We start from the raw sequence: 13,163 nt of genomic DNA, 5'->3' as shown, positions 1-13,163 counted from the left end.
GCCGGTGCGTGGCGATTAATCGCCACGCACCTCCCCGCCCCGGCTGATCCGCGGTGATCAGCGGCGATGCCGGTCGTGCGGGGCGCTGCGCCGGGCTGCTCGCTGTTGACCCGCTGCCTGTCCGTAACGAGACTTATGTCCAAACTGCACCGCAAGCAACGTTCGTTGTCCGACAGGGAGGGTCGGCGCAAGATTCTTTTTCCCCCGGGCCGCTGGATGATCTTTTCCAGCACTTCACAACCGGTGCTCCACCCCGGGTTCGTGCCGAAAACTTGATGCGTTCGCAACACACAAGTCTGGGAATACGCCCATTCGAGTGGCACCATTCGAGCACTCGCTCTTTTACTTACTAGGAGTAACACCGTGGCGCGTCGGAAAGCACTGCGAACGATGGCTTCGTTGCCGGCCCTCGTGCTGGCCATGGCGGTAACCGGCTGTGCCGAACCCACCACCGGCGGAGGTGGCACGGCGGACGGCGGTGTCGAGGTGGTCGAAGAGGGCTACCTCACCACCTGCACCCACCTGGACTACAAACCCTTCCAGTTCCACGACCAGGGCAAGATCGTGGGATTCGACGTGGACCTCGTCGACGCCATCGCCCGAGAAATGGGGCTGCAGCAGAAGATCCAGGACACCCCGTTCGAAGGCATCCAGTCCGGCGAAGTGCTCAACACCCGCCAGTGCGACGTCGCTGCCGCGGCCATCAGCATCACCCCCACCCGGGAGGAGAACTTCGACTTCTCCGACCCGTACTTCGAAGCCACCCAGGCCCTGGTGGCCAAGAAGGGGTCCGGCATCCGCAACCTGGCCGACCTGCGCGGCAAGCGAGTGGGTGTGCAGCTGGCCACCACCGGCGAGCAGTACGCCAACGAGAACAAGGACGCCAACGGCTACGAAGTCGCCCAGTACGAGGACCTGCCGCTGATGGTGAGCGCGGTGCAGACCGACCAGGTCGCCGCCGCCATCAACGACAACAGCGTGCTCGCCGACTTCGTCAAGAACAACCCGGAGCTGGAGATCGTCAACGAGTTCTCCACCGGGGACCAGTACGGCATCGGTGTCGCCGAGGGGAACACCGCGCTGCGCGAGCAGATCAACCAGGCGCTGCAGAAGATCAAGGACAGCGGCGAGTACGACCAGATCTACCAGAAGTGGTTCGGCACCGCGCCGCAGTGATCCCCAGCCGTCACCTGTTCGGGCCGGGCCAGCAGTCCCGGCCCGAACACTGACCAGGAGCGAAGAACCGATGGCAACTGACATCGCCCAACCCAGACCGGGCCTGGGACGGCGGAAGCGGGAACGGATCAGCCGCGGGGTCCAGTACGCGGTGCTGGTCGTGGCGCTGGTGCTGCTCGCCGTGCTCGCCGACTGGAACTCCATCGCCCGCGCGTTCTTCAACGTCGAAGTCGCGGCGGCCCAGTTCCCCGACGTGCTCACCACGGCGCTGCTGAACACGATCGTCTACACGGCGCTGGGCTTCGGCTTCGGCCTCGGCCTCGGCATCGTGCTGGCGCTGATGAAGATGTCCTCGGTGGCGCCGTACCGCTGGATCGCCACCGGCTACATCGAGCTGTTCCGCGGCCTCCCCGCCCTGCTGGTCTTCATCGCCCTCGGCTACGGCGTCCCGCTGGCCTTCCAGCTGCGGTTCAACAACTACTCCACCGTGATGCTGGCGCTCGGCCTGGTGGGCGCCGCCTACATGGCCGAGACCATCCGGGCGGGCATCCAGGCGGTGCCCAAGGGCCAGGTGGAAGCGGCCCGTTCCCTGGGCATGTCGCAGTCGCGCACGATGATCACGGTGGTCATGCCGCAGGCCTTCCGGATCATCCTGCCCCCGTTGACCAACGAGCTGATCCTGCTGACCAAGGACTCCTCGCTGATCTACCTGCTCGGGTTGGCCAGCAGCGAGTACGAGTTGGCGAAGTTCGGCCGGGCAGCGCTGAACGAGTACGCCTCGATGACCCCGCTGCTGGTGGCGGGCCTGTGCTACCTGATCATCACGATTCCGCTGTCGCGCCTGTCCGACCTGCTGGAGCGCAAGTACGGCGGCGGCGCCCGCACCAAGGGAGGGGCCACGGCATGAGCGATGTGGTGATCGAGATCTCGGGGCTACACAAGTCCTTCGGCCACCTGGAGGTGCTGCGCGGCATCGACCTGCAGGTCGACCGCGGCGAGGTGGTCTGCATCATCGGCCCCTCCGGGTCCGGCAAGTCGACCCTGCTGCGCTGCGTGAACCTGCTGGAGGAGCCGACGTCCGGCAAGGTCGTGGTCAACGGCACCGAGCTGACCGACCCGGACTCGGACCTCGACGCCGCCCGCCGCCAGCTCGGCATGGTCTTCCAGCAGTTCAACCTGTTCCCGCACCTGGACGTGCTGAACAACCTCACCGTGGCCCAGCGCAAGGTCCTCAAGCGGGACAAGGGCGAAGCCGAGCGGATCGCCCGGGAGAACCTCACCAAGGTCGGGCTGCTGGACAAGGCCTCGGCCATGCCGGCCCAGCTGTCCGGCGGTCAGCAGCAGCGGGTGGCCATCGCCCGGGCCCTGTCGATGAACCCCAGCGTGATGCTCTTCGACGAGCCCACGTCCGCCCTGGACCCGGAGCTGGTGGGCGACGTGCTCGGGGTCATGCGGGAGTTGGCCGACGAGGGCATGACGATGCTCGTGGTCACCCACGAGATGAGCTTCGCCCGCGAGGTGGCCGACCGGGTGCTGTTCATGGACGGCGGCGTCATCGTCGAACAGGGCCCGCCCAGCGAGGTGATCGCGGCTCCCAAGCAGGAGCGCACCCGCAGCTTCTTGGCCCGGGTGCTGGATCCGGCGCACGTCGATCCGGTTTCCGAGTGACCGTCCACCAGCTGTGACGCACCGGTACCAGGCGGTGGAAGCGGCCGCCCGGTACCACTCTCCGGGCACATCCTGGCGTTTTTCGCAACCTCAACCCCGCTTCCGGCGTCTTCCCGCAGGGGAGCAGTTGATCGACTACGTTCCCAGTGGATCAACAGGCCGAGAGTTGGGGGACTGGCGTGGCGGTCAAGCCGAAGAACAACAGCAGTCCGGGGAGCGAGGCCGAGCAACAGCTCGACGAGCTGCTGCGGCTCGGCAGGACCGAACCCGCTGCCTACCCGCTGGACGCGCTCGGCGACCAGTTCGATCCGCAGCGGGTGGTGCGCGGCGAATTCCTCACCCGGCGACTGCTCGAATCCCTGGAAGAGCCCGGCTGGCGCCCGTTCGGTTCCCGGCGAGCTGGCCAGCAGCCGGTCATCGCCATCGAGGACACCATCATCACCGGCGAGGTGAACCTGCGCGCGACCGAGCTGCCCTACCTGCTGGAGTTCACCCGCTGCCGCTTCGACACCGCACCCGACCTGCGGCAGGCCACCCTGTCCGGGCTGGTGTTCACCGAGTGCAAGCTGCCCGGGATGCAGGCGCGCAACTTGCGGGTCGGCAGCGACACGGTGCTGCGGCGCTGCAAGAGCACCGGCGTGCTCAACCTCGCCGACGCCGACATCACCGGCTCGTTGACGCTGGACGACAGCGAACTGGAGAACCCCGAGGGGCGGACGATCCACGCCGACCGGTTGACGATCGGCGGCGCGCTGCTGGCCCAGCGCGTCAAGGCCACCGGGCAGATCCGGATCCCGGGGGCCGACGTGGCCGGCAACCTGAACTTCTCCGGGGCCACGTTGGAGAACCCGGGCCAGCAGGCGCTCAACGCCACCGGCATCCAGGTCGGCGGGAGCATGCGCTTCGACGTGGAGCGGGGGGTCTCCTTCTCGTGCACCGGACAGCTCCGCTTGGCCAGCGCGCACATCGCCGGCGACCTGCGGATGGGGCGGGCGGAGCTGCGTCCCGGCGACCAGCCGTGGAACGAGAGCGAGTCCACCCAGGACGACCCGATCAGCACGCTCGTGCTGGACCGCGCCGAGATCAACGGTGATGTGCGGCTCAACCACGGGTTCCACAGCACCGGCACCGTCCGCATGACCAACGCACGCCTCGGCGCGGACCTGCGGATGACCTCCTGCCGCATCGACGTGGGCTGGATCGGGCCACCGGCCCAGGCCATCGAGCACCCCCGCCGGGCACTGCACCTGGACAGCACGCAGATCGCCGGCAACCTGATGGCCACCGGCGCGGTGCTGCACGGCGAGCTCCGCATGACCGACGTGCGGGTGCAAGGAAGTTTCACGTTGAACAAGGCGGTGGTCTACAGCCCGCGCACCGATGCGGTGCAGGCCAGCCGGGTCACCGTGGGCAGCAACCTGGACTGCCGGGAGGCCGACATCACCGGCTCGTTCCAACTGCAGGGCGGGCAGGTCGGGGCCAACCTGGACCTGCGGGCCACCCACCTGACCAAGCCGGCCTGGCACCGGCACAAGATGACCTACAAACCGGCCCTGGACCTGCGGGGCACCACGATCGCCCGCGATCTGGTCTGCGCCGCCGGGAGCCGGGAGTTCCGGGCCGAGGGCGAGATCCAGCTGCGCCGCACCTCCATCGGCCGGCAGGCCAACTTCACCGACTGCGTGCTGGGCGACGTGGCCTCCCGCAACGCGATCAACGCGTTCGGGCTGTTCGCCCAGGAACTGACCCTGCTGCCGAAGGAACCGCCGCAGGGGCGGGTCCTGCTGCGGCAGGCCTCCTGCGAGCTGCTGGCGGACAAGGACGTGCTGTGGCAGGCCAAGGGCGGCGTGGACGTCGAGGGGTTCTCCTACGACAACTTCAGCCGCCCGATCGAACCCACCGACAAGGAGCGGGTCCAGGAGCGCTTGGAGTGGCTGCGGGTCAACTCCCGGGGGCGGTACCAACCCGGGCCCTACGACCAGCTGGCGATGGTCTTCCGCAGCAACGGCTGCGAAGAGCACGCGGTGATGGTGATGATCGAGAAGCAGCGGCGGCGCTACCAGGCGATCGCGGCCGAAACGCGGCCGGTGCTGCGGTGGCCGGTGCAGCTGTGGAGCCTGCTGCAGCGGGTCACGGTCAGCTACGGCTTCCGGCCGGTGCGCGCCCTGACCTGGATCGTGGTGCTGACCGCGGCCGGCACCGCCTGGTTCCACCACCACCCGCTGGAGCCGATCAACGAAGAGGACAACCCGGTGTGGAACCCGTTCCTGTACACAGTGGACCAGTTGGTGCCGATCATCAACCTGGGCCACGACCAGATGTGGCGGGCCACCGGGGGCTCGCAGTGGATAACGGTGGCGCTGATCGCCGCCGGGTGGATCCTGGCCACCACCGTGGCAGCCGGTATCACCCGCGCGCTGCGCCGGGAACCGTGACGCTCACGCGAACGGCCCCAGTTTCCGCGGCAAGCAGGTGATTTTCCGGTCAACAGGCCGATTTTCGTGCTAGATCGGATGAGCCGTCGGCTGATCCGATCAGGAGGTCCACGTGGAAATCGGTCGGCTAGCCAGAGCAGCTGGAGCCCTCGCCGTCGCGCTGGGGACCGGACTGGTCCCCGCAGCGCACGCCGCGGAACCGCTGGAGTACGTGGCCCTGGGGGATTCGGCCGCGGCCGGCCCGCTCATCCCGCCCCCGGCAGGGCATCCGCTGTGCCTGCGCTCCGGCACCAGCTACCCGCAGGTGGCGGCCGAGCTGCTGGGCGCCGAACTGACCGACGTCACCTGTTCCGGGGCGGAGATCGAGGACTTCTCCGAACCGCAGTACGGGCTGGTCCGACCGCAGTACGAGGCGCTCCGCCCCAGCACCGACCTGGTCACGGTGACAATCGGGGGCAACGACGTCGACCTGGTGCAAACGGCGGTGGGCTGCCTGAACCTGCTTCCGGAGCCGTTCGGGCGCTCCTGCGCCGACGAGCTGACCGAGGACGGGGACGTCCTGGCCGACCGGATCAACGCGCTGGCCGATGAATTCGACGAGGTGCTGGCGGAGATCTCCCGGCGGGCACCGCGGGCGGAGATCTACGTGGTCGGCTACGCGACCTACATCCGGGACGGCGGCTGCTACCCGCACCAGCCAATGTGGGCCCGGGACGCCACCTACATCCAGGCCAGTGTGGACAGGCTCAGCGCGGTGTTGCGGGAGCGGGCGGTCGAGCACGGGGCCGAATTCGTGGACCTGGCGCCGGTGAGCGAGGGGCACGACGTGTGCGCCCCGATCGGCGAGCGCTACATCGAGGGCGTGCTGCCCACCTCGCTGGCCGCCCCGCTGCACCCCAACGACAAGGGGATGACGGCTTTCGGGCACGCCGTGGCGGAGGCGATCCGCTCCGCGAGCTCGAACACCGCGGCCGACTGACGGCGCGGGCTCGGTGCGGGAGCCGTTCGACCGGGACGTTCCCGCCCCCCGCCCGGTGCTCGGGTCAGTTCTGCCCGAGCAGCGTCGCCAACCGCGGCGAGTAGGTGTGGTCCAGCACCAGCGAAGCCGCCCCGACGGCCCCGGCGTCTTCCCCGATGAGCGCCGTCTGCACCTGCACCGGCCGGACCTCCCAGGCCGGCGCATTGGCCCGCAGGACCTTCGCCACCCGCTCGACCACCAGGCCGGCGACGTGCCGCAGCGCGGGGCCGCCGAGCACGATGCGGTCCACGTCCAACAGCCCCACCAGGCCCGCCAAGCTCTGCCCGAGCCGAGTGGCCGCCTGCCGGAGCACCCGCAGCGCAGCGGTGTCCCCGGCCGCTGCGCGGCGCGCGAACTGGTCGTAGGCCCGCTCGGGGCTCTGCTCGCGCGAGTCGCCGCCGGCGGCCCACCAGTCCGCCAGCATCGCCGGGATCGAGCAGTAGGCGTCCAGGCAGCCCTTGCGCCCGCAGCGGCACTGCCGGTTGCCCCCTCCGTTGAGGTGCCCGATCTCCCCGGCGTTGTTGGTGACCCCGCGGTGCACCCGGTCGCCGAGCACCAGCCCGGCACCGACCCCGGAGCCGAGGTACACGTAGACGAAGGAACCGGCCCGCTGGGCACCGCCCGCCCAGCGCTCCCCTATCGCCGCGGCCGTGGCGTCGTTGTCCAGCACCACGTTCAACTCGATCCGCTGCTGCAGCGCGTCCGCGAGGGCGACGTCGGCCCAGCCGGGCAAGCCGGGTGGGGACAGCACTTGGCGGCGAGCGGTGTCGATCGGGCCGGGCACCGCCAGCCCCACGCCCAGCACCCGGCCGGGATCCACCGCGGATCGGCGCACCAGCTGCTGGTAGGTCCGGTGCAGCGCGTTGAGCACCGTGTTCGGGGTGGCTTCGCGGGGCAGTCGGCGCCGGCTGCGCACCCGGACCGTTCCGGCCAGGTCCAGCAGGACGCCGGTGATCACCCCGGGATCCAGGTGCAGGCCGATCGCCGAGTACGAGTTCGGGGCGATCTTCAGCAGCACGCGGCGTTTGCCCCCGGTCGAGGGCGCCCGCCCGTTCTCGGTGACCAGCCCCTCGTCCATCAGCGCGCGCACGATGTTGGACATGGTCTGGGCGGTCAGACCGGTCTTCTGCGCCAGTTCCACCCGGCTGATCTCCCCGTGCTGCCGTATCGCGTCGAGCACCACGGCTCGGTTGAACCCGCCCACCCTCGGCAGATTTGTTCCCTGCCAGGACTCCATCGGCAGCTCCTCGGCGCAGCTGAATCCGGCGAGATCGCCAACTTGTTCCAAGTACTGGAATTAAGCCGTCATAGAGTGTGATCTAACTCTCAGCACGAGTGCAACCGCCGCCCGTGGGTGAGCAGGAACCGCGCGCGTCCGAACGGCCGGTCGCGCGCTGCGACGTCCGGAATCCTGCGAAGTCGGGCGGCTTCTTCACCTTTTCCATCACCGGCTCGAGGAACCACCCCGGGAGACCCCTGACATTCCTCACTGCGCGTGATGACAGATAGCGCTATCGAGAACACTTTTCCCCTGATGTGATGATCACGGTGTCCGTGATCATCAGTCGGCGTTCTGCCGGCCACGAATCGAACGGGGGGCGCATGCGCAACACCACGCGCGTTCTGGGGGTCACCGCAGCCATCACCGCACTCCTGACCGCAGCAGCACCCGCTTCGGCCGAACCGGCACCGTTCGCAGTCCCGAGCGAGTACGCCGACCAGCGCATCGACTGGCAGCCCTGCTTCGACGAACCACCGCCCCAGTTGCCACCGGGCGGCGAACGCCTGGAATGCGGCACGCTCACCGCGCCGATGGACTGGCACAACCCGGACAACGGCAAGGAAATCCGGATCGCGGTCAGCCGACTGCGCCCGGAGGGCACCCAGAACGCGCGCGCCCTGTTCACCAACCCCGGCGGCCCCGGCGGCGCAGGACTGGAAATGCCGCTGGGCTTCCTGTTCGACGGACGCGACGAACTGGCCGCCCACTTCACCATCTACGGCATCGACGTGCGCGGAACCGGGAGGAGCACAACGGTTTCCTGCGGACCGCAGGAGAACGCGCCCAGCTTCGACGTCAAGGACCGCAGCCCGCAGAACGTCCGCGCGATCCTGCACCACACCGAGGAATTCGCCGAGTCCTGCGCCCAGCACAGCGGTGAACTGGGCAGGTACGTCAACACCGAGCAGACCGTTGCCGACCTGGACCTGCTGCGGCGGGTGGAGGACCACGACCGGATCAACTGGTACGGGGTGTCGGGCGGAACCTGGCTGGGCGCCCACTACGCCACCTACTTCCCGCGCGCGGTGGATCGGATGGTGTTGGACTCGAACACCCAGTTCACCGGCAGCTGGCAAGAAGTCTTCGCTTGGCAGCCAATGGCTTTCGAACGCCGCTGGCGCGAGGACGTGCTCCCCTGGCTCGCCGCGCACGACGACCAGTACCAGCTGGGGAGCAGCCCGCGCCAAGTCCAGTTCACAGTGGACCAATTGCGGGAGGGCTTGAAGCGGCAACCGCTGCCCACCCCGCAGGGACCGCTGGACCACAACGCGCTGGACGCCCTCCTCGTCCAAGCGATGTACAGCAAGTCGCTGTTCCCCGAGCTCGGCGAGGCGCTGCGCGCCCTGCGCGCGGAGACCGACCTCGAGCTGGTCGCCGAGCGCCTGGCCGCGACCAGGGCCAGGTTCGTCCCGATGCAGACCGACCCGGCGGACAGCCAGGCGGCCACCATGTTCGCCATCCGCTGCAACGACACCGAATTCCGCGGTACCCCCGACTCCGTGGCGGCCTGGTCGCAGCTGCAGGGGCAGATGTTCCCGCTCTACGGCTACCACACGATCGTCCAGCCGTGCCTGTACTGGCACGGGCAGCAGGCGCAGCTGAAACGCCCGGACGGGAAGGGAGTTCCGCCGGTGCTGATGCTGCAAGCGGAGAAGGACCCGGCGACCGCCTACGAAGGCGCGCTGATCGCCCACCGGGAGTTCGCCAACTCCCGCCTGGTGACCGTGCGCGGCGAAGGCGACCACGGGGTCTACGGCGCTGGGAACGGTTGCGTGGACGACGTCGTCGTGGAGTACCTCATCGACAAGCAGGTGCCGGCGGGGGACATCTCCTGCCCCGGCGGAGAGCTGCCCGGGGTCGACGTCCGCGACCAGCGGTCCGGCCTGCTGGACAACCTGCTGGAGCTGCAGGACTTGCTGTGACGGGCGGTGGGTGGCGAAGCGCTTCACCACCCACCGCGGGTGGCGGTCACCGGGTCACCGCCACGGGTTCTCCTGGGCTTGCCGAAGGGATGGCAGTTCGGTGTCTTCGCCGTCCCCGGTCTCGTCCTCCTCGGCTCTCAGGGAAATGAACACCGCGACTATGGCCACCACGGACAGGGCGAGCATCGCCAGGTTGGCCATGGCACACCTCCCGGTTCGCCACCTTCCGCCCGTTTTGGGCGGATTTACCGGTTGGACGTACCAAGTGTCCTCCTGGTTGCCTGGCGGCGACCGCTGATCGCGCACGGGGTTTAGCCGGCGGACCACCGTGGTACCGGGAGACAGCAAAACGGCGCTCCCCCGAAAGAACTTCGTCTTCCCTGGGGGAGCGCCGCACGTCCGCGCAACAATCAGGGGGTGACTGACCCGGACGGGCAGATCGCCGACCTTCCCACGCCGATCAGCAATTCCACCCGTCCGGGCGTCGCTCGGTCAGAGACCGAGACGCTTCTTCAGAGCGGCCAGCTCGTCCTTCATCGAGGCCGGCAGCGCGTCGCCGATCTTGTCGAACCACTCCTCGATGAGCGGGATCTCGGCCTTCCACTCCTCGTCGTTGACCGCCAGCGCGGCGTTCACGTCCTCCTCCGGGGTCTCCAGCCCGGACAGGTCGAGGTCCGCGGCCGAGGGGACGCGGCCGATCGCGGTGTCGTGGGCGGAAGCCTTGCCCTCGATCCGCTCGGTGATCCACTTCAGCACGCGGGAGTTCTCGCCGAATCCCGGCCACAGGAACCGGCCGTCCTCGCCGCGGCGGAACCAGTTGACGTAGTAGATCCGCGGCAGCTTGCTGGCGTCGGTCTTCTGGCCGATGTTCACCCAGTGCTGGAAGTAGTCGCCGACGTTGTAGCCGAGGAACGGCAGCATGGCCATCGGGTCGCGGCGGACCTCACCGACCTTGCCGGCGGCGGCAGCGGTCTTCTCCGAGGACAGGGTGGCGCCGAGGAACACGCCGTGCTGCCAGTCGAAGGCCTCGCTGACCAGCGGAACCGTGGTCTTGCGGCGGCCGCCGAACAGGATCGCCGAGATCGGCACGCCCTTCGGGTCGTCCCACTCGGGCGCCAGGATCGGGCACTGCGACATCGGGGTGCAGTACCGCGAGTTCGGGTGGGCGGCGGGCTCGTCGGAGTCCGGCGTCCAGTCGCGGCCCTTCCAGTCGATGAGGTGCTGGGGGTCGCCCTCCATGCCTTCCCACCACACGTCACCGTCGTCGGTCAGCGCGACGTTGGTGAAGATGGAGTTGCCCTTCTCGATGGTCTCCATCGCGTGCGGGTTGGTCTTCCAGTTGGTGCCCGGAGCGACGCCGAAGAAACCGGCCTCCGGGTTCACCGCGTACAGCCGGCCGTCCTCGCCGAACCGCATCCACGCGATGTCGTCACCGAGGGTTTCGACCTTCCAGCCCGGGATGGTCGGCCGCAGCATCGCCATGTTGGTCTTCCCGCAGGCGGACGGGAACGCGGCGGCGACGTAGTAGACCTTGTTCTCCGGGGAGATCAGCTTCAGGATCAGCATGTGCTCGGCGAGCCAGCCCTCGTCCCGGGCCATCGCCGAGGCGATCCGCAGCGAGTAGCACTTCTTGCCCAGCAGCGCGTTGCCGCCGTAGCCGGAGCCGTAGCTCCAGATGGCGCGCTCCTCCGGGAAGTGCGTGATGTACTTGGTCTCGTTGCAGGGCCAGGGGACGTCCTCCTGCCCCGGCTCCAGCGGAGCACCCACCGAGTGCAGCGCCGGCACGAACTCGCGGTCCTCACCCAGGCGTTCGAGGACCTTCGAGCCCATCCGGGTCATGATGTGCATCGACACCACGACGTACTCGGAGTCGGTGATCTCCACACCGAGCTTGGGGTCCTCGGCGTCCAGCGGCCCCATGCAGAACGGGATGACGTACATCGTGCGACCACGCATGCAGCCCCGGTAGAGCTCGGTCATGGTCGCCTTCATCTCGGCCGGGTCCACCCAGTTGTTGGTGACACCGGCGTCCTTCTTCTCGCGGGTGCAGATGAACGTCCGTTCCTCGACCCGGGCGACGTCCGAGGGGTCGGAGGCCGCGTAGAAGGAGTTGGGCTTCTTGTCCAGGCGGACGAAAGTGCCCGCTTCGACCAGGCGGTCAGTCAGTCGTTTCCATTCCTCCTGCGAACCATCGCACCAAACCACCTGGTCTGGCGTGGTGAGTTCAGCGACCTCGCGCACCCACGCCAGCAGGCGCTCGTGCTTGGTCGGTGCCTGGTCGAGACCGGGGATGGTCGTTGCGGTCATCGCGTCGTGTCTCCTGACTGGGCGCCACAGCCCGGATTCGCCACCAACGGGAGTTCCCGCTGGGTTTTTCAGGGAATACTTCACCCGGCTCACCAGTGAGCCGAGAGCGGAAGGGGATATCCCGAGGCTAACGGCAGCGGCCTGCGGAAATGGAGATCAGCATTGTTTCTTCTCTCACAGGAACGATAAGGGAATCGATTAAGTTTGCCCGTTGAATCATCTGCAGCGGAAATTCCGCATTGCGGGCCCGCGTCGAGGCCGAGAATTTCCGGCGAACCAGCTCCACCGGACCGGTCGATCAACACGCTCCGTGACCGGGCGAGCAGCGCTCCGGCACTCAGCGCGACGGGCAGCAGACCACTGCACAGTGGACTCGAACTCGCGGGCGGCGATCCCCTTCGAACTCGCGGGCGGCGATCCCCTTCAGACCCAGTGCAGGTCACCGCCGGCAGGGCCGATCTCCGGGCCGCGCTGCTGCGGCCGCTGCTCGTCCCTCGGCAGCTCCGGTTCCCCCAGGTCCCAGGTGAAGTCGTCGGTGCCGACCGGTGCGGCCGGAGCGTTCTGCCCACCGGCGACGGACCCCCGTTCCACCACCGTCCACTCCCCACCACCGACGTGCTGGGACACCGTCACGTCCCCGGTTTCGGAAATCCGGACCACTTGATCGGCGGTCCGGTCCCCGTCCACATCGGTGATCAGCAGCGTGCTGCGCTCGGTGTTGACCACCGCGGTGTCGGGGCGCCCGTCCTGATCGGTGTCTTCGGTGGCCGGGCCGAGGTGGTGCTCGCCCCGGGCGGTCTCCACCACCATCGAGTCGTCCGGGCCGTCCTGCTCCCGCGGCTCCCCCGGCCAGGGCTCCGGCTGCTGCGCGACCCAGCGCCCGGTCGCTTCGTCGTAGCGGGCCTGCTGGACGACCGCGCCGCACCCGTCGATGGCCCGCACGACGTCGGCCCGCCCGTCGTCGTCCTCATCGGTGTAGGCGAAGAAACCGTCCTCGGTCATCACCACGGCGGTCTCGTCGATGCCGTCGCCGTCCAGGTCGTGGTTGGCCTCGGCGGTGTACTCCTGCCCCGCGACGTCGATCTTGATGTCGCCGTCACCGGCGCCGGTCTGCTCGATGTACACCTCGTACCCCCAAAGCCGCCGATCAGCTTGCCGCCAGTTGGACGCAGCGTAACGCCCCACCGGTTCCCGCTGGGGCGAGGAAAAACCAGAACACCGGAATGGCCGGCAATTCTTCGCACCCGACAGCGGGATCGGACACGACAACCCGGAAATGTCGGAATGTCGACCTCGGAGATATCGAGTACCACCTTCCGGTTGAACGGACAATTCCCGACTTCAGCGAGAAATCG

10 protein-coding genes are annotated in these 13,163 nt (G+C 68.4%); 6 read left to right on the top strand and 4 right to left on the bottom strand.

Features of this window, described 5'->3' with window-relative positions; translation table 11 throughout:
• Positions 1-363: 363 nt before the first annotated feature.
• From SREC43747_RS0110325 to SREC43747_RS0110305, 5 genes are all read left to right on the top strand, one after another.
• Positions 364-1,176: a basic amino acid ABC transporter substrate-binding protein gene (locus SREC43747_RS0110325; RefSeq protein ID WP_497707035.1), complete on the top strand. Its 813-nt coding sequence runs from the start codon at positions 364-366 to the stop codon at positions 1,174-1,176.
• Positions 1,177-1,246: 70 nt separating this feature from the next.
• Positions 1,247-2,083 (top strand): amino acid ABC transporter permease, encoded by an 837-nt coding sequence (locus SREC43747_RS0110320; protein ID WP_029721148.1) that lies wholly within the window; start codon positions 1,247-1,249, stop codon positions 2,081-2,083.
• The gene (locus tag SREC43747_RS0110315; protein WP_029721146.1) at positions 2,080-2,844 is read left to right on the top strand and encodes an amino acid ABC transporter ATP-binding protein; all 765 of its coding nucleotides are present in this window, start codon (positions 2,080-2,082) and stop codon (positions 2,842-2,844) included. Before SREC43747_RS0110320 ends, SREC43747_RS0110315 begins: the two co-directional genes overlap by 4 nt.
• 179 nt (positions 2,845-3,023) lie before the next feature.
• On the top strand, positions 3,024-5,279 hold the full coding sequence (locus SREC43747_RS0110310) for a translocation/assembly module TamB domain-containing protein (RefSeq protein ID WP_029721144.1): 2,256 nt from the start codon (positions 3,024-3,026) through the stop codon (positions 5,277-5,279).
• Positions 5,280-5,391: 112 nt separating this feature from the next.
• Positions 5,392-6,258 carry an SGNH/GDSL hydrolase family protein gene (locus SREC43747_RS0110305; RefSeq protein ID WP_236623128.1) on the top strand — a complete coding sequence of 289 codons (867 nt, stop codon included), beginning with the start codon at positions 5,392-5,394 and terminating at the stop codon, positions 6,256-6,258.
• A gap of 64 nt (positions 6,259-6,322) precedes the next feature.
• Here SREC43747_RS0110305 and SREC43747_RS0110300 read toward each other — a convergent pair whose 3' ends face one another.
• Positions 6,323-7,534 (bottom strand): ROK family transcriptional regulator, encoded by a 1,212-nt coding sequence (locus SREC43747_RS0110300; RefSeq protein WP_037331748.1) that lies wholly within the window; start codon positions 7,532-7,534, stop codon positions 6,323-6,325.
• 302 nt (positions 7,535-7,836) lie between these two features.
• Between SREC43747_RS0110300 and SREC43747_RS0110295 the strand changes: the two genes are divergently transcribed.
• Positions 7,837-9,501, top strand: a complete 1,665-nt coding sequence (locus tag SREC43747_RS0110295; protein ID WP_236623127.1) for an alpha/beta hydrolase — start codon at positions 7,837-7,839, stop codon at positions 9,499-9,501.
• 54 nt (positions 9,502-9,555) lie between these two features.
• Here SREC43747_RS0110295 and SREC43747_RS21310 read toward each other — a convergent pair whose 3' ends face one another.
• The 3 genes from SREC43747_RS21310 to SREC43747_RS0110280 all read right to left on the bottom strand — a co-directional run bounded on the left by SREC43747_RS21310 (position 9,556) and on the right by SREC43747_RS0110280 (position 12,993).
• Entirely contained in the window at positions 9,556-9,702 is a 147-nt protein-coding gene (locus tag SREC43747_RS21310) for a hypothetical protein (RefSeq protein ID WP_160172998.1), read from the bottom strand.
• A 291-nt stretch (positions 9,703-9,993) separates the two neighbouring features.
• The gene (locus SREC43747_RS0110285) at positions 9,994-11,808 is read right to left on the bottom strand and encodes a phosphoenolpyruvate carboxykinase (GTP) (RefSeq protein ID WP_029721140.1); all 1,815 of its coding nucleotides are present in this window, start codon (positions 11,806-11,808) and stop codon (positions 9,994-9,996) included.
• A gap of 423 nt (positions 11,809-12,231) precedes the next feature.
• The gene (locus tag SREC43747_RS0110280) at positions 12,232-12,993 is read right to left on the bottom strand and encodes a DUF6802 family protein (protein WP_201768669.1); all 762 of its coding nucleotides are present in this window, start codon (positions 12,991-12,993) and stop codon (positions 12,232-12,234) included.
• Between the last annotated feature and the right edge of the window lie 170 nt (positions 12,994-13,163).

Source organism: Saccharopolyspora rectivirgula DSM 43747 (assembly GCF_000497205.1).
GTDB lineage: Bacteria > Actinomycetota > Actinomycetes > Mycobacteriales > Pseudonocardiaceae > Saccharopolyspora > Saccharopolyspora rectivirgula.
Note: the sequence above shows the minus strand (reverse complement) of the source record. Positions and strands in the feature narration are given on the sequence as shown.